The sequence below is a fragment of the Aureitalea sp. L0-47 genome (assembly GCF_026126405.1).
Taxonomy (GTDB): domain Bacteria; phylum Bacteroidota; class Bacteroidia; order Flavobacteriales; family Flavobacteriaceae; genus Pukyongia.
In genome coordinates, this window is record NZ_JAFMTQ010000014.1 from 60,703 (window position 1) to 76,762 (window position 16,060).

17 protein-coding genes are annotated in these 16,060 nt (G+C 42.3%); 8 read left to right on the plus strand and 9 right to left on the minus strand.

Translation table 11 applies throughout. The annotated features are described in order from the left end of the window. Positions 1–66: 66 nt before the first annotated feature. The 5 genes from J1N09_RS12715 to typA all read right to left on the minus strand — a co-directional run bounded on the left by J1N09_RS12715 (position 67) and on the right by typA (position 6,599). Complete coding sequence (locus J1N09_RS12715; protein ID WP_265200611.1) at positions 67–1,293, minus strand: hypothetical protein; 1,227 nt, start codon at positions 1,291–1,293, stop codon at positions 67–69. A 264-nt stretch (positions 1,294–1,557) separates the two neighbouring features. Next, the gene (locus tag J1N09_RS12720) at positions 1,558–3,018 is read right to left on the minus strand and encodes a hypothetical protein (RefSeq protein ID WP_265200612.1); all 1,461 of its coding nucleotides are present in this window, start codon (positions 3,016–3,018) and stop codon (positions 1,558–1,560) included. A 125-nt stretch (positions 3,019–3,143) separates the two neighbouring features. After that, on the minus strand, positions 3,144–4,523 hold the full coding sequence (locus J1N09_RS12725; protein WP_265200613.1) for a class I SAM-dependent methyltransferase: 1,380 nt from the start codon (positions 4,521–4,523) through the stop codon (positions 3,144–3,146). Continuing rightward, positions 4,513–4,710, minus strand: a complete 198-nt coding sequence (locus tag J1N09_RS12730) for a hypothetical protein (protein WP_265200614.1) — start codon at positions 4,708–4,710, stop codon at positions 4,513–4,515. The genes J1N09_RS12725 and J1N09_RS12730 overlap by 11 nt, the downstream gene beginning before the upstream one ends. A 92-nt stretch (positions 4,711–4,802) precedes the next feature. Continuing rightward, positions 4,803–6,599: a translational GTPase TypA gene (gene typA, locus J1N09_RS12735; RefSeq protein ID WP_265200648.1), complete on the minus strand. Its 1,797-nt coding sequence runs from the start codon at positions 6,597–6,599 to the stop codon at positions 4,803–4,805. 97 nt (positions 6,600–6,696) lie between these two features. On the opposite strand from typA, the gene kdsA reads away from it, so the two are divergent. Continuing rightward, a complete protein-coding gene (gene kdsA, locus J1N09_RS12740; protein WP_265200615.1) occupies positions 6,697–7,515 on the plus strand; it encodes a 3-deoxy-8-phosphooctulonate synthase in 819 nt (272 codons plus the stop codon). On the opposite strand, the gene J1N09_RS12745 is transcribed toward kdsA, so the two are convergent. Beyond that, a complete protein-coding gene (locus J1N09_RS12745) occupies positions 7,506–7,868 on the minus strand; it encodes a DUF1801 domain-containing protein (RefSeq protein WP_265200616.1) in 363 nt (120 codons plus the stop codon). The genes kdsA and J1N09_RS12745 overlap by 10 nt on opposite strands. Positions 7,869–8,073: 205 nt before the next feature. After that, positions 8,074–8,493 carry a CBS domain-containing protein gene (locus tag J1N09_RS12750; protein ID WP_265200617.1) on the minus strand — a complete coding sequence of 140 codons (420 nt, stop codon included), beginning with the start codon at positions 8,491–8,493 and terminating at the stop codon, positions 8,074–8,076. Between the two features lie 194 nt (positions 8,494–8,687). Between J1N09_RS12750 and J1N09_RS12755 the strand changes: the two genes are divergently transcribed. From J1N09_RS12755 to J1N09_RS12785, 7 genes are read left to right on the plus strand one after another with little or no spacing between them, the layout of a single operon-like run. Beyond that, a complete protein-coding gene (locus J1N09_RS12755) occupies positions 8,688–9,296 on the plus strand; it encodes a hypothetical protein (protein WP_265200618.1) in 609 nt (202 codons plus the stop codon). After that, positions 9,296–9,586 carry a winged helix-turn-helix domain-containing protein gene (locus J1N09_RS12760; protein ID WP_265200619.1) on the plus strand — a complete coding sequence of 97 codons (291 nt, stop codon included), beginning with the start codon at positions 9,296–9,298 and terminating at the stop codon, positions 9,584–9,586. Before J1N09_RS12755 ends, J1N09_RS12760 begins: the two co-directional genes overlap by 1 nt. A gap of 41 nt (positions 9,587–9,627) precedes the next feature. Beyond that, on the plus strand, positions 9,628–10,137 hold the full coding sequence (locus J1N09_RS12765) for a Coq4 family protein (RefSeq protein WP_265200620.1): 510 nt from the start codon (positions 9,628–9,630) through the stop codon (positions 10,135–10,137). Between the two features lie 6 nt (positions 10,138–10,143). Further along, on the plus strand, positions 10,144–11,490 hold the full coding sequence (gene creD / locus J1N09_RS12770; protein ID WP_265200621.1) for a cell envelope integrity protein CreD: 1,347 nt from the start codon (positions 10,144–10,146) through the stop codon (positions 11,488–11,490). Between the two features lie 12 nt (positions 11,491–11,502). Then, positions 11,503–11,871 carry a DUF2809 domain-containing protein gene (locus J1N09_RS12775; RefSeq protein ID WP_265200622.1) on the plus strand — a complete coding sequence of 123 codons (369 nt, stop codon included), beginning with the start codon at positions 11,503–11,505 and terminating at the stop codon, positions 11,869–11,871. Beyond that, positions 11,868–12,536, plus strand: a complete 669-nt coding sequence (locus tag J1N09_RS12780; RefSeq protein ID WP_265200623.1) for a DUF1361 domain-containing protein — start codon at positions 11,868–11,870, stop codon at positions 12,534–12,536. The genes J1N09_RS12775 and J1N09_RS12780 overlap by 4 nt, the downstream gene beginning before the upstream one ends. 55 nt (positions 12,537–12,591) lie before the next feature. After that, positions 12,592–14,568, plus strand: a complete 1,977-nt coding sequence (locus J1N09_RS12785) for a hypothetical protein (RefSeq protein ID WP_265200624.1) — start codon at positions 12,592–12,594, stop codon at positions 14,566–14,568. Here the strand turns inward: J1N09_RS12785 and J1N09_RS12790 are convergent. Together J1N09_RS12790 and J1N09_RS12795 are read right to left on the minus strand one after the other, a co-directional pair. After that, positions 14,565–15,776, minus strand: coding sequence for an NAD(P)-dependent oxidoreductase (locus J1N09_RS12790; protein WP_265200649.1), 1,212 nt, complete (start codon positions 15,774–15,776; stop codon positions 14,565–14,567). The two genes, J1N09_RS12785 and J1N09_RS12790, sit on opposite strands and share 4 nt — an antisense overlap. Positions 15,777–15,900: 124 nt before the next feature. Continuing rightward, the gene (locus tag J1N09_RS12795; protein WP_265200625.1) at positions 15,901–16,026 is read right to left on the minus strand and encodes a hypothetical protein; all 126 of its coding nucleotides are present in this window, start codon (positions 16,024–16,026) and stop codon (positions 15,901–15,903) included. Between the last annotated feature and the right edge of the window lie 34 nt (positions 16,027–16,060).

A 16,060-nucleotide genomic window follows, 5' to 3' on the forward strand; every position in this document is an offset into this window, starting at 1 on the left:
CCTTGGAACAAAACTGGTCCCAGGCTTCTTGGTGAGAATCGTTGTATTGTACTACTTTGTAAATAGTTAGACCTTTTCGAAAGTTACTTTTCCGTCCTCGTCAATACACTTATAAACGCCTTTTGGGGCATTTTCTTCTATGATTATATAACTGCTGTTCTCTTCGAGCTTGTTCAAATATGACTCATTTTCGGCTAAATACGAAAAAAGAATCCTGAAAACATTAACGGGCGATTCAAGTTTGGAATCAAATTCCGGGGCTATTCCGTCCGGCCAGTGAATGGCAAGTTGAGCGCTGTATATGCTATAGATCCAGTCTCTTTCCAAGGATTTTTTCCTGGCCTGCAGGGTGTAATCCATCCCTACATCGCCACCGTGATCTGCCATTATGATAATCAGCGCATTCGGGTCATTGGCCTTAATTATGTCAATTGCTTTAGTAAGGGTGGTGTTGGCGATCTGTAGGCGCTCGATCCACAGTTCCTTTTCCTTTTCAGCACCTAAACTACTTTCTTTCCTCGAAGGAACATGACCTGGCTTGAAGATCTCAACAAAGTAAAATTTCGGTTGAAGGGAATCGAGTTTCATAGTCGTCTCTAGCGGTTCGAAGATCTCTTTTTCCTTGCTATATCCAGTTCCTATAAAGCCCACATCTTCTTTTGTGAAGTTGCTGTAGTCATATCCCATTTTCGGTTTGTTGGCCAGTAAATAAGGGACTTCCGCAATAAAATGCGTCTTATACCCATTGTTCTTTAGTATATCCAGCACAGGGTTACCAGAAACGATAACTTCCCTGCCATTAATGGTCTCTGCGAGATTAAACCCGTAATTGAGGTAGTGATGTTTCATTCCGAAAGTAGCCATATTTGAGGCGAGGGTTGCATTGTAATTGCTTCGGAAACCATCGTACAGCGTAAATCCGTTCTTCTCGAGATAGTTTTTGAAGTCACTATTGTCAATTTCATAGTAACCTCTATCCATCTCCGAAAAGTTCACATACCCATCAGGTTGCAGGTAGTAAATATTGGGTGTCTTTTTAAAAATTGCAGCTTCGATATCATCCGGCTGTTGCATCCAGGCGTCCGAATAGTTCAATTGCTGAAGTACCGTTGGGACTAGTGAAAACAATCCTATAAAGGCCAGAAGTAATTGAAATACAACCAGTTTCTTAAGATGCTTATACAGGAAATAGGCAAAAACTACAGAGACAATCACGATACCAAGCGTAAACCATAAACGGAATTGTGCATACAGAGACAGCTCAATAAAAACTAAGAAAAACAACAAACTCATGAAGGGGAATGTGTATTTTCTAAGTCTCGATAATGCATCAATTTTAAGGATGCGGCGAGTAATGAAGAAGGCAACAACCGGTACGATTAGAAAAAGACAAATGAAAAAACCCAGATGCTTCCACGAATTGATGAGGGAATAATTATTTGAGTAATAGAATATAACCGGGTACAAACCGCAGGCTAACCCCAGAAGGAGGGGTTGGGTTAGTTTGTCATTTTGAATCTTTTCTGTCATCTGAATATTAAAATTCGAAATTGCGTTCTATTGCTTAATGAATACTATTTCGCCTTCATCATTTATATATTGATATATTCCCTCAGGGGCGTCATTCTTTAGAACTACGTAACTCCCATTATCCTGTAAATTTTCTAGATAGGCAGTGTTTTCGGAAAGATAAGAAAACAATACGCGAAACAGGTTAACGGCAGTTCCAATGTACTGGTCCGTTTCAGGAGCATCTCCATTGGGCCAATGGATCGATAACTGACTGCTAAAAATAGAAAAGATCCTGTCCCTATCTTGTGTTTTAGAGTAGATCTGTCTACTGTATTCCATACCAACAAAGCCACCGTGATCTGCCAAAATGATGATCAGTGCGTTCGGGTCGTTCGCTTTGATCTGGGTAACATAATCTACCAGTTGCTCACAGGCATAATCCAGGCTTTCCAGCCACTTTTTCCTTTCCACTTCTATACCTCGTGAATTTGCAGATCGATTTTGAATATGGCCGGGATTGAAGATCTCCATGAAAAAGAACTTTGGTTCGTCCGGATCCTCTTCCATGAATTGCTTTAGATGGGGCATGAGATCTCTCTGAGGTCCGAGACCGGTGCCGATATAACCCACATCATCGAGTGATAGGTTGCTTTTATGATAGCCCATTTCTGGCCTGTTCAGCAATAAGTAGGGCTTTTGCGCAAGGAAATGCGTGATATAGCCATTCTTCTTGAATAGGTCCAATACTGCGTTGCCTGAAATAAGAAGGTTCCGCGCATTGATAGCTTCACTATAACTCCTACCACCGTTATAATAGTGATGCTTCATCATGAAAGTAGCACTATTTGAAGCTAGTGTTGAAGCATAATTACTTCGGAATTCAGGATAATTAACGAAGCTATTGTCTAGTAGAAAGTTCTCAAACTCGCTAATATCGTAGTTGTAGTATCCCTTTTTAAGCTCTGTAAAGTTGACAAAGCCATCTGGTTGGATCACGTAAACATTTGGTTTTTTGACAAATACAGCGTTCTCTATATCGTCCGGTTGTCTCATCCATTCGTTCGAGTAATTGAGCTGGCCATATACCTTCGGAATAACACTGAATACACCAATTACGGCTAAAATCAGTTGTAATACAATCACCTTCCGAAGATATTTATGGAGGAAGAAGGTAAAAACAACAGATATCACAAAGATCAGTACAATTAGTTTCTTCTGAAGACCCGCATAAAGACAAACTTTCAGCAGGAACAGAAAAACAAATATGTTTAGAAACGGCAACACATATTTTCGAACTTTATCGAGCGTTTTTAACCTTGATACCCGATCCAATACAAAGAAAATTACCAAAGGCACACATATAAACATTATGGCAAAATAGGCCACATGTCCCCAGGTATTGACAAGCGAATAGTTATTAGTGAAATAGAAGAAGATCGGATAGGCTCCGGCAGCAATCGCGGCAAACAGAAATAGGTATTTTTCAGAAGTAAATAGGGTCCTCAACCAATTTCCTCGTTTGGATTCTATATTGCTATTTGTGTTTTTTTGAGTCATGAATGAAAAAGGCACAAACCAATAACTAAATTTACTCTTTTGAAGTCTGAAAATCGACAGACCTTCTCAGGGAGCTATTTTCGTTTCAATAAATACAATACCCGCTGAGTACCGGCTATCTGTTCTTTTTGAACTATTTCAAAATACTTCGAAAACCCTTTTTCAAATTCTCCTTCATTATAAAAATCGAAATGATTTATAAATTCCCTTTTCCGAACCAGTAGCGACTCCACCCAGGAATCTTCTCGTTTAGGGAATTCGATGATCAGGTTTATGGAGAACTTGGCGAAGAAGCCTGCAGATTTTTCAAAAGGAACATTTCCAGACAGGGTTAGGTGATGTATCAGGGCCAAAGCCATGGTGACGTCCGGATCATAATCGATCAACCGTTCCACAAGTGAGTTGCGCTCGGTATTGTTGAAACCGATACCCGGTGCAGGTTGCAGCACATCACTTACAAAGGTGAGCATATTTAACTCTTGCTTATCTCGTGCACGCCTGTAATTTTGTTCTACGGCATTGCTGTCGATATCCGTCACTATAACATGAGGAACATCCTTTATTACCGTCCTGGCAAAGGTCCCATCGTTGCCGCCCACATCGATAAGTCGCTGTGGCTTTAGTGGCTTCACCCATCCGCTAATAAGTGCTTTCTTGGCCTGGAAGGATTCCGATTCGTAGTTTGTTTTGTCGTAGTAATCTCCCCATTCGGTAGCTTCGTTAATGCTCAATTTCTTGATGTATCCGAACAAATTCTCCAGTATATTGTTCTGAGATTTTTTGCTCAACCTGGCGATCTTGGTTTCTGCCTTGTAATCATCGCTGTGCTTGCTTTCAAGTTTTGCCAGGAGATGAATATTGGTGTACAGGGTAGAACTAAACCTGGTCTTCGCAGGAAGTAAGGAGGAGATCAATTGAACAGGAATCCCGTCGATATGGGTCTGCATCATCTTGAGAATTTCAGTACCGTGGTACTTAGCGAGTACCAGGGGGCCGAAGAAATGCATGATAAATTGCTTAAACGCCCTCCAGGGAGTACCTTCCTCGTAGAAGTCGAATGACAATGTATCAATAAAAACCGGTTTTCCGTTGTGAAAGGTCACGTTGTAAGCCGAGGCATCTTTCAGCACAAAACCTTTGGAAAGTGCATATTTCTGGATCTGCAATGTTAAGAGTGCGGCGTGTTTGTATTGTTCGAAACACCACTCATACGGGTTCGTAATAAATGGAATGGGGGAAGGTGTGATTACTATTTCTGAATCAGTTACCGAAGTTTCCTCATGGTCGATCAACAATCCCTTCTTCTGAAGAGCTGCAAATACACCTTTTTCCTTTAGTGCGTTATATTGATCGAAATAAATTGGATTAATGACTCTTCTGAGTACTTCTCCATCGTGAATTATGTAGCCAGAGGGATCGCGAAATGAGGCTTCGTGACGTTCCTTATTGGTCATTCTCTTTGGAGTCTTTTTCCTCAATATCGATGGAATCGAAAGAATCGTCCTCCTCCTTCATCATACCAAAGAATGACTTCACCTTATACATCACATTTTTGGAGAACAGCAATACACCAGCCGCCGCAGCGATTACTGCCTGGGCTATCATTGCACCTAATCCCGGATCGAAATAAAGAAAATTCATATTACGTCTTTGCGCAAAATTAACCAAATCAACACAATTTGGTAACAAAAAATGGAAAATTCGAAGATTTTAATATTCTTCAGATAAACGAATTAAAGTTTATTTCTTTTTCTCTCAACTTCTTTAAGAAAGATCTTTCGGAGTCGGAGGTGGTTAGGCGTAACTTCCACATACTCATCTTTCTGAATATATTCAAGTGCCTCTTCCAGTGAAAACTTTACCGCAGGTACAATCCTGGCCTTATCATCTGCTCCTGCCGATCGTACATTGGTTAACTTTTTGGTTTTAGTGACATTCACCGTCATGTCGTCCTGTCGAGAATTCTCGCCAATAACCTGTCCTTCGTAGATATTCTCTCCCGGATCGATAAAGAACCTTCCGCGTTCCTGAAGTTTATCGATAGAGTAAGGAATAGCCGTACCATTTTCCATAGAGACCATGGATCCGTTAAGGCGCTCGGGTATACCTCCTTTTAGTGGTTGATATTCAAGGAACCTGTGGGTCATGATCGCTTCACCGGCGGTTGCCGTAAGTAATTGATTTCGCAAACCTATGATTCCCCTGGATGGAATAATGAACTTACAGATCATGCGTTCGCCCTTACCTTCCATGCTCTGCATTTCACCCTTTCTTAAGGTTACCATATCGATAGCGCGACCGCTCACGTTCTCCGGCAGGTCAATGGTAAGTTCTTCAACCGGTTCGCATTTCACCCCGTTAATTTCTTTTATGATCACCTGTGGCTGCCCGATCTGTAATTCATAACCTTCTCGCCTCATGGTCTCGATCAAAACGGAAAGATGTAATACACCTCTTCCGAATACCATGAATTTATCGGCACTATCTGTGGGTTCCACCCTTAATGCCAGGTTTTTTTCCAATTCTTTTTCAAGGCGTTCCTTAAGATGTCGCGAGGTTACAAACTTTCCATCCTTCCCGAAAAACGGAGAATCGTTGATGGTAAAAAGCATGCTCATGGTGGGTTCATCGATGGCAATGGTGGCAAGACCCTCTGGATTTTCAATATCGGCCACTGTATCCCCGATTTCAAAACCTTCAAGGCCAACCAATGCACAAATATCTCCGGCGTGGACCTCTGATACTTTTATACGGCCCAGGCCTTCGAACGTATGTAGTTCCTTGATCCTCGACTTTGTAACGGTCCGATCTCTCTTAACAAGGGAGATCTGCATATTTTCTTTCAGCACGCCGCGTTGCAGCCGTCCTATCGCAATCCGACCCGTAAAGGATGAATAATCCAGGGAAGTGATTAGCATTTGAGGGCTTCCTTCCCGCATGATGGGTTCAGGTATATGCTCCAGGACCATTTCCAATAAGGGTTCAATAGAATCGGTTGGATGCTGCCAGTCTTCGCTCATCCAATTGTGTTTGGCCGACCCGTACACGGTTGGGAAGTCCAGCTGCCATTCCTCGGCACCCAGTTCGAACATCAGGTCGAAAACAGCTTCATGCACCTCTTCCGGAGTACAATTCTCTTTGTCTACCTTATTGATCACCACGCAGGGTTTAAGCCCCAGGCCGATTGCTTTCTGTAGCACAAACCTGGTTTGCGGCATTGGCCCTTCGAAGGCGTCCACAAGCAACAGTACTCCGTCGGCCATATTCAGCACGCGTTCCACCTCTCCACCGAAATCGGCGTGACCAGGAGTATCGATGATATTGATTTTCGTGTCTTTGTAGACTACTGAAACGTTCTTAGAAGTGATGGTAATTCCGCGCTCCCGTTCAAGATCGTTATTATCTAAAATCAGTTCACCCGTCTTTTCGTTCTCCCGAAACAGACTACAGTGGTGCATGATCTTATCTACCAGCGTTGTCTTTCCGTGATCTACGTGGGCAATAATGGCGATGTTCCTGATGTTCATAATATTTGTTTTTACAAATCATAGGCCTGTCGCCTACGAGCGCGCAAAAGTAGTGTTAATTCGTGGATTTCAATGTATATTTGCCACTTAAAACCGAGTTATGAATCTGGATTCCATTCCAAAGATCAAGCACACCGATTCCAATAACTTCTTCCTAATGGCTGGTCCATGTGCCATTGAAGGCGAAGATATGGCCATGCTTATAGCGGAAAAGGTAGCTGCCATCACGGACCGCCTAAAGATCCCGTATATTTTTAAGGGCAGTTATAAAAAAGCAAATCGCAGTCGCATTGATAGTTTCACAGGTATTGGCGACCAGAAGGCCCTTGAGATACTGAAAAAGGTCTCCGATCATTTTGATCTACCAACGGTTACCGACATCCATGAATCTGACGACGCGAAAGTAGCCGCTCAGTATGTCGATGTATTACAGATCCCCGCTTTCTTAGTAAGACAAACCGATCTTGTAGTAGCTGCGGCCAAGACAGGAAAAGTGATAAACCTTAAAAAAGGTCAATTCATGAGTCCTGAAAGCATGCAACACGCGGTAAAGAAAGTGACGGACAGTGGGAATGATAAAGTAATGGTAACCGATCGAGGAACCATGTTTGGATATCAGGATATGGTAGTAGATTTTAGAGGTATTCCTACCATGAAATCTTTTGCAACCACGGTATTGGATGTTACCCACAGTTTGCAGCAGCCCAATCAATCGGTTGGAGTTACCGGTGGTCGACCCGAGATGATCTCAACCATCGCACGAGCAGGGATCGCGGCTGGAGTTGACGGTCTGTTTATTGAGACTCATTTCGACCCCGCAAATGCAAAGAGTGATGGTGCGAATATGCTAGATCTTGCGAAGCTGGAGGAATTATTAGCTGGGCTCGTGGCGATTCGGAAGACTATCAATCACTTGTAGTATTTTCGATCTCGAACAGAGTAGGCTTCCTTTAGAACATCGATCAATACCTCATCGTCTACATCTTCCAATTTAAAATAACGCAACGACTTCATGTGCTTCCTATTTTCGGAGACTAATTTGTCCCTGTGAACGGTGAGATGAGCACCATGCCAGAATCCCAGATCTACATAGTTCTTAGACTGGTTGAAATAACACAACCCCTGTTTTCCTTCAATGTAGTAGAATGGAAGCCGCCATTTATACAGTAACTCCAGATCCGTAAGCGTTGATTCTATTACCATTTGCAGGTGTAACATAATACTCCTGAAAGGCTCTTTGGCATTGAGAATATATTCTTCCGCAGGTTTCATGATGTAAAAATAAAAAAAGGTTGCCTGGCTTAGGCAACCTTTATAGGAACATAATCGTAGTATTAACTCCCCAATTAAATGACGATTAGTTGTTGTCGTCTTCTCTTAGTATTATGACTAGTATTGAAGACACTTCAAATATCGTCAAGAATGTATTTCGCAACAACAGGAGATTTCCTGTTTCTACACAGGGTTTTTCCTGTTTTTAATATTGGGAAAGCAAATATTTGATAATATCGGTGGTTGTTACAATTCCGGTTAACTTTCCATCGTCTACTACAGGCAAGGCATGAAATTCCTTTACTGCGAAGATCTCTGCTACTTCCTTGATAGTTGTTGCTGAAGTAACACTCACTACATTTCTCGCCATCACCTGTTCTATTGAAAAGAGCGTATAGACGGAAGTATCAACATCGTGGGTATCATCACTGAAAGCATCAGCGAAACTAATTCGAAGCAAGTCGGTATAACTCAGAATTCCAATAATCCGTTTCTCTTTGATAATGGGGACGTGTCTGATCTTTCTTGTTTTGAAGAGATGCTCGGCCATCTCCAGGGTGTCTGAGCTGTTCAAAGTAACAACCTCCCTGGTCATTATCGTGGAAATAGGAGTTCTTGCATCCATTGTATGGTCGTTTTTTGTTCGGTCTTTAATTTATTTCAGATGAAAGTTCAGCAAATCAACATGAAAAAAATATGATATTAGTCAGTGGGAAATTCACCGAATTTCACTAATACAAATTTAGCGAATTTTTAACAGCTAATTACCTTGGAAAAATGAATGGAATAGTTTTACTTTGTTTTCCAAAGTACTTTTTTATGAGTGAACAAGATTATCTGAACGACATAAGTGAGATCAAGAATCTCATGAACCGCTCCTCCCGCTTTATCTCTTTAAGTGGTCTCTCCGGAATCTTTGCCGGCATCTATGCACTGATCGGCGCGGCCGTTGCCTACTGGCTTGTAGCAAACTCGGGGCGTGAATATCTCATCCTGGACGGAAAAGTATTTCGACTTATCATGCTGGACCTCTTCCTTATCGCCTTTTTCAGCGTGATCACTGCTATCTATCTCACTACGCGAAAGGCCAGAAAGAACGGAGAAAAGATCTGGGATACCTCATCAAGAAGACTGATCATAAATTTCCTTATACCACTCCTGGCAGGGGGTGCCTATATTCTAATTATACTGAATCAACAGAAATACGGCCAGACGGGAGCACTCATGCTCATATTCTACGGACTGGCACTTATCAACGCCTCCAAATACAGTATAGGCCATGTGCGTTACCTCGGCATAACCGAGATCATCTTAGGATTGATCGCTGCTATATTCCCGGGCTATGGATTCTGGCTATGGGTAATTGGTTTCGGACTTATGCATATTCTCTACGGAAGTATTATGTTCGCAATGGAAAAGAAACAGTAGTGGGAATTATTGACAACATAAACAAACTATTCGATCATCGAATACGCCTTGGGATCATGTCTATCCTGGTTGTCAATGAGTATGCCGATTTTAACCGACTCAAAGAATTGCTGGAAGTTACAGACGGCAACCTGGCGAGTCACCTCAAAGCTCTCGAAAAGGAAAAATACATACTGGTAGAAAAACAATTCATCGGGAGAAAACCAAACACGCGATATTCGGCTACTAAACTGGGCAAGACCGAATTCAGAAAACACATTGAAGCCCTTGAAAAACTATTGAAGAAATAATTTTTTTGTCTATATACTTTGTATTTCAAAGTACTTTTAATATGAATATCCGAAAGAAAATAATCGTCCGACTTTTTGAACTCTCCGAGCAGTTTTACACCCGGCATTTCAAAAAACACAAACAGCCGTGGAATCTTACGAGAACCATTTTAACGAGCTATCCTGAGAATTCCTTCGGAAATCACATAGGGTTGTTCCTTCAAGAAAACAACTTCGAGCTCATCCCCAAAGTAGAAAGACACGATGCCTATCATGTATTAACCGGTTACGGCACAAATGTTGAAGATGAAATTGCACTGCAGTACCTCTGCCTCGGCAATGGGAAACGCAGTCCGTACCTCTTTGGTGTCATTGTTCTTGGCACCCTACTCCTACCCGATTATTTACGCTATTACCGGCGATCATTTCGTCGTGGGAAGCAAGCATATGCTTTTCATCACTGGGATTTTCAGAAACTTCTGAAAACTCCCCTCGATGAGTTGCGACTGGCCGTCTTTCCGAAGGAATACATAGAACAACTCAGTAAATCAATTCAAGTATCACTTAAATAAAACCACATGGAACAAAAAAGATCAAAATTCGGAAACTGGATGCGCAACTCAATCACCGCTCGTATGCTGGTGGTGGGATTCCTTCTCATCGTGCTACTCATTCCTTTGGAATTTGTAAAAGTTCTAATCTCGGAACGCGGCTACCGTCAGCAGGAAGTAATACGCGAGATCAATGGTAAATGGGGTAATGAAGTACTCATTTCGGGCCCCATTATAATGATCCCATACGAAACTACCAAAGAGCATTTAGTATACGACAGCGACTCTAAGGTCACTCGTAAAACCACAAAGACCGAAGTGAAAACCGCCTATTTACTTCCCGATACACTGCTAATCGATTCAGAAGTAGAATCCCTTGATCGTAACTATGGCATTTACGAATCGGTGGTGTATACCAGCGACATGAATTTCAAAGGAAATTTTCCAGCCATTGACTTCAGTGATCTTCAAATAAAGAAAGAGGACATATTATGGGACAGGATCACGCTTCAAATTCACACTTCCAACCTTAAAGGAATTCGGAACAGCGTAGCTGTCAACCTGGGAGAAGAAACGCTGAGTATGACCCCAAAATACGATGAAGGCTACCTGAATATCATTCAAAGTAAGGTGCTGACAAATGATTATTCAGATATCACCGGGCCGATTGATTTTAATTTCAGGATAAAAATAAATGGTAGTGAGAGTTTGAAATTTGTTCCACTCGGTAAAGAGACTTCGGTTTCCATGGATTCGAACTGGCATGCACCTAGTTTCGATGGTAGCCCGCTACCGGATCAAGAAACAAAGGAAATTAATAATGATGGGTTTCACGCCGACTGGCATGCGTTTCAGATCAACAGGCAGTTTCAGCAAAAATTCCTGGAAAAATTACCCAACTTCAGGTCTTTCGGTTTCGGGACCAACTTTATCATTCCCGTAGACGAATACCAAAAAAGTGAGCGAACCGCCAAGTATGGTTTTATGGTGATCGGACTCACTTTACTGGTCTTCCTGCTCATACAACTAGCTTCGAGGATCTACATCCATCCCTTCCAGTACGTGATGATCGGCCTGGCCCTTGTGATGTTCTACACCTTGCTTATTTCAATTTCTGAACACAGTACCTTCCTGAAGGCCTATGCCATAGCCGGAGGTTCAGTACTTGCTTTGATCACTGTCTACTCAAGGGCGATCCTCCGCGGATTCAAATTTCCGTTGCTGGTATGCGCTTCGCTGGCTTCATTATATGGTTTTATTTACGTGATCATTCAATTGGAGAATTATGCATTACTAGTTGGAAGCATTGGTCTTTTCATCATCCTGGCCGTCGTAATGTTTGCTTCCAGGAAGATCGATTGGGGAAATGATTAATTCTGAAAAATCATGAAAGTATCTTTTAATAAACGCTATTTCACACCCTTTTTGTTGGTTTTGGTGGCCGAAATAGCCATTGCTATCTTCTACTTTCATCGGTTTGTGAGAGGGTTCCTGGGCGATGTACTGGTGATTCCATTGCTGTACTATCTGCTCAGGTCCATCTCATCTATTCGCCAGAGGCCTGCTCTGGTTTTTGTGATCGCATTTGCATTTCTAATTGAAGTGCTTCAGTTAAACGATCTAACAAAACTACTACCAACTGATAATTCTCTTTTACAAATTGCTATGGGCAACACCTTTGACTGGCTCGACCTCGTCGCATACCTCATGGGTGGTTTAGCAATCTATTTCATTGAAAATTCGACTCGAAAATGAATCATCTAAAAACATATTTTTTCAATCGTTTTAACACCTTCTCAACGTTGACATTGACCTCACTCGGAGCTCTGATGTTACTCATGCTGAGGGTCAAACTAACACATTCCTTTTTCCTGTTGTTCATGGTCTGGAACTTGTTCCTGGCGTTCATACCTTTTGCTATTTCTTCTTTCCTTAAATACAGGCCCGCCCGTGTAAGTAGATGGGTGCTGCTTTGCTGGGGTGCAGCTTGGCTTGTGTTTCTGCCAAATGCCCCATACATGCTCACAGATCTGATCCATCTCATTAGTGACGAATCCATAATTTGGTTCGACCTGGTCCTTATTCTGGGTTTCGCCATTAATGGATTATTGTTTTACTATTTGAGTGTACGCGATATGACTGAGATGATCAAACAAGTTGGCACGCCTTATTGGATACGAGGAATACTCCTTTTCCTACCTGTCTTGATCTCCATTGGGGTTTATATCGGAAGATTTCAAAGGTGGAATTCATGGGATATATTGACCGAACCATTTGGGCCAATTCGAGATATACTTTCACTTATACGCTATCCCATACATCACAGTTTGGAGTGGCTGTTCATAATAGGCTTTTCGCTGTTTTTGCATATGGGCAACCTGGCTGTAAAAAGGCTAGAATTTCTAAAGAAATTGAACTGAAATTTTCAGAACACAAGGAAATCAGCTAAATTTCGGTCTAAAATTTCCTCTTACCATGCGCCATACTGTTTCCGGCATATTATTGCTTAGCCTTCTTTTTATCTCGTTCAATCTACTAGCTCAAGATCGCCAAAAACGAGAATTCGGAATTGTGGATGTTCGCGACCACAATGTAACTTCCTATTCGCAGGATCCTGAAGCAGCTGGGGTAGTATTATTTGAAAAAGGACGAAATTACTGGAGGTTAATTGACAATAAATATATCCGACTCATCAAGGAAGTGCACGTGCGTATGAAGGTTTTCGACGCATCACGTTTTGAGCATGCTACCGTATTCATCCCCTATTATCGTGGAAAAGATGCTGATGAGGTCATCAATAAATTCAAGGCGATCACTTTTAATGGTGAAATAAAGAATTTTGTTGGTGAGAGTGCAATGTTCGATACGGAAGAATCGTCGAACTGGTCTGTGAGGCGATTCACATTTCCAAACGTAAAAGACGGCAGTATACTCGAATACTCTTACCAGATCGAAAGTCCGTTCTTCTTTAATTTTGGCGGATGGAACTTCCAGGGTGACCTACCTAAGATGTATACTGAATTCACTTCAGAAATACCCGGAAACTACGTATATAACCGCTCACTTATTGGAACTGAAACTCTAGACATAAACGATGTCTCTCTTAAGAAGGATTGTTTCTTTTTACCGGGTCATAAAATAAACGCAGACTGCGAAGTTGCCGTCTACGCTATGGAGGATGTCCCGGCATTTAAGGAGGAATCCTATATGCTGTCTAAGAAAAATTATTTGTCGGCGGTAAAATACGAATTAGCTCAGTACACAGATTTTTACGGCATCAAACACAATTATGCCCAGGATTGGGACGATGCAGATAAAGAAATGCGCACTGACAAGGAATTAGGACGGCAATTAAAACTCAACTACTACTTCAAAAGCGAACTTCCCGAAAGTATTCAAACGATGCCTGATGAACTGAAGAAGACGAAAGCCATATACTCGTTTATCCAATCTCACTACAATTGGAACGGTAAGTCACCTTTCTTTGGTAATGTGAATGTAAAAAAAGCTTTTGAAGCAAAAACCGGTAATGTTTCCGAGATAAACCTGGCTCTGATAAACTGTATGGAGGTAGCGAATATAGATACAAAACTTGTTGTCCTGTCCACAAGGGAAAACGGTTTGCCACGGCAGAATTATCCGGTAATAACCGATTTTAATTATGCGGTAGCACTTATAAAGGTTAATGGACAGGAGTATTTACTCGATGCTACAGACAAATTAATTCCTTTTGGGATGCTCCCGGAGCGAGCTCTGAATATAGAGGGTCGCGTACTCGATTTTAAAGAGGGAAGTTATTGGTATCCTCTGAAGCCCCAAGAAAAGAACGTCCATTATGTAAATGCTCAGATCAAGCTTCAGGAAGACGGAACTTTTACGGGAAAAGCAAGCGAGATCAACACGGGCTACCTTGCAGTAGCACATCGAAATTCGATAGCCAAATTAGCTACCAAAGAATACCTTTTGGAAAAACTCAACAACAATCCCCTTGTTGAGATCAGCAATCATGAGATAGTAGACGGAGAAGCGATAGAAAAGCCGCTAAAGGAGAATTATGAAGTACGGATCGAAACCGAACAAGTTGGAGATAACTTGTATTTTAATCCGTTTGTCCTCAACAACTTCTTTATGGAAAACCCATTCAAATTGGACAAGCGCCAATACCCGGTGGAATTTGCCTACAACAGGACAAATACCTACATACTGTCGGTGGAATTGGGTCCCAATGTGGAAATCGTTGAACTTCCGAAAAACAGGGCATTTCAACTTGCGGGAAATGCAGGGGAATGCACTGTAATATACAATGCGGGCGATGGAAAAATCAACTTACGATACAGTTTGAAATTGAACGATCACCGATTCGAACCGGAGTTGTATAACGATATCAAAAATTTCTTCGGAAGTATTTCCAACGTACTTAGTAACGAGGCTATTCTATTGAAACAGATCTAGTTCCCCCCATACACATAATCCTGTAAATAGGAGTAGCGCTCAGTAAGCGTCCCGTTCTCGGTTGTCATCCTGGCGCGATGCAGGATTCCATCCTTATCCCCGTTGAAAAACGCAGGGATCACCCATTTAAGGAACATCTCTCCAAAACCGAAACTCGCATCTCTAGGCAACTCACACGGCAGGTTATCAACTGCCATAACCGTAATCGCACCGGGAGCATCGAAGGCTGTTTCTTCTTCTGAAACCGGATCGTATCCATAGTAGGGATCGGCAATGGTGGAGGAACGTATGGTACTGGCTACAGGACCGTCTATATCACAGGAGATATCCGCCACCAGGTTGATCTTAAAGTCAGGGTTTTTCGCATCCTCTCTTGTAAAAAGATAAGGGGCACCATCTCCATAGAAATGGCCCGCGATAAACATATCACTTACTTTGGCGTAGCGCATGAAGTCGCTTTCGTGTCCCGAGGGATCGTCGTAGAATTCGTATTTATCCATCGGTTTACCGTCGATCCTCCTATTGTACTCGGTAACATCTATGAGACAATAGACCGGTTCATCGAAGGTTAGAGAAAGGTAATCCGCATCGGTGACCTGCCTGATCTTCATATGGTCCAGGATCTCGTTAGCTCCTCTCGCTACTTTCCCGGTTCCGGAGAGTATGATCCGAAGATTCTTGGGGACTTGAATTTTGTCCAGTTCGGATTTCAGTTCCTGAAGATCATGTAGTGTTTCTACTTTCGGTAAATCGAATAGTTTATCTCGCATCCCCAGCGCTCTAAAAGCATTGTATGCTCCTACCAATCCTGCATAAAAACCAAAACCAATGAGTCGCGCACCATTCGGGCGGGTAATGAGTTCATGATCGAACAGTTCGATCTTTTTATCTAGCACGGTATGAAGCAGGGATCGATTGTAGGGTTGTTTTTTGATAGTATGACTGAAGAAGAAGTATTTTTTCTTCGGAATAAGTGCTGCTTCCTTCACTTCCTTAACCCCAAGCATAACATCCGCCTCTGAAACATCGTCACTCACCTCCACACCCACGGCACGGTAGTCATCATCTTTGAAAACGCGAATATCCGAAGATTCCACGACGATCCGGGCATCCGGATGTTCTTTCATGACTTCCTGGCACATTTCGGGTGACAAGACAACGCGTTTATCGGGTGGTGTTTTGGTTTCTTTGATAAGAGCGAAGGTTATGGCCATTTCGGAATACTTTTTGTGTTATTTTGAAGGATGCAAAGATACGGCAAAAAAGCTATCTTTGCAGGCCCTTTTAGTGTGAGAGTGGTTGTGTTAGGTAGAATTGTGACATTCACTTTCTTCACGGCAGATGAGATTCCTGCTTACGCAGGAATTTGTTTCGGGCAGGGATAGCAGCGGCATCCTTTTTGTCTCCCTGAGCGCCCGCCTGAACGGAACGGGCAGGCAGTCGAAGGGTATCAGACAAAAAGATACAGCGGATAGCCCGGTCCACTGAATCC

What these genes read in the sequence shown, in the direction of transcription:
- J1N09_RS12755 (WP_265200618.1), top strand. Translation starts at nt 8,688, where the DNA reads ATGAGTGAACAAGATTATCTGAACGACATAAGTGAGATCAAGAATCTC.
- J1N09_RS12775 (WP_265200622.1), top strand. Translation starts at nt 11,503, where the DNA reads ATGAAAGTATCTTTTAATAAACGCTATTTCACACCCTTTTTGTTGGTT.
- J1N09_RS12745 (WP_265200616.1), bottom strand. Translation starts at nt 7,868, where the DNA reads ATGAAACCTGCGGAAGAATATATTCTCAATGCCAAAGAGCCTTTCAGG.
- creD (WP_265200621.1), top strand. Translation starts at nt 10,144, where the DNA reads ATGGAACAAAAAAGATCAAAATTCGGAAACTGGATGCGCAACTCAATC.
- J1N09_RS12780 (WP_265200623.1), top strand. Translation starts at nt 11,868, where the DNA reads ATGAATCATCTAAAAACATATTTTTTCAATCGTTTTAACACCTTCTCA.
- J1N09_RS12765 (WP_265200620.1), top strand. Translation starts at nt 9,628, where the DNA reads ATGAATATCCGAAAGAAAATAATCGTCCGACTTTTTGAACTCTCCGAG.
- kdsA (WP_265200615.1), top strand. Translation starts at nt 6,697, where the DNA reads ATGAATCTGGATTCCATTCCAAAGATCAAGCACACCGATTCCAATAAC.
- J1N09_RS12730 (WP_265200614.1), bottom strand. Translation starts at nt 4,710, where the DNA reads ATGAATTTTCTTTATTTCGATCCGGGATTAGGTGCAATGATAGCCCAG.
- J1N09_RS12785 (WP_265200624.1), top strand. Translation starts at nt 12,592, where the DNA reads ATGCGCCATACTGTTTCCGGCATATTATTGCTTAGCCTTCTTTTTATC.
- J1N09_RS12750 (WP_265200617.1), bottom strand. Translation starts at nt 8,493, where the DNA reads ATGGATGCAAGAACTCCTATTTCCACGATAATGACCAGGGAGGTTGTT.
- J1N09_RS12715 (WP_265200611.1), bottom strand. Translation starts at nt 1,293, where the DNA reads ATGAGTTTGTTGTTTTTCTTAGTTTTTATTGAGCTGTCTCTGTATGCA.
- J1N09_RS12725 (WP_265200613.1), bottom strand. Translation starts at nt 4,523, where the DNA reads ATGACCAATAAGGAACGTCACGAAGCCTCATTTCGCGATCCCTCTGGC.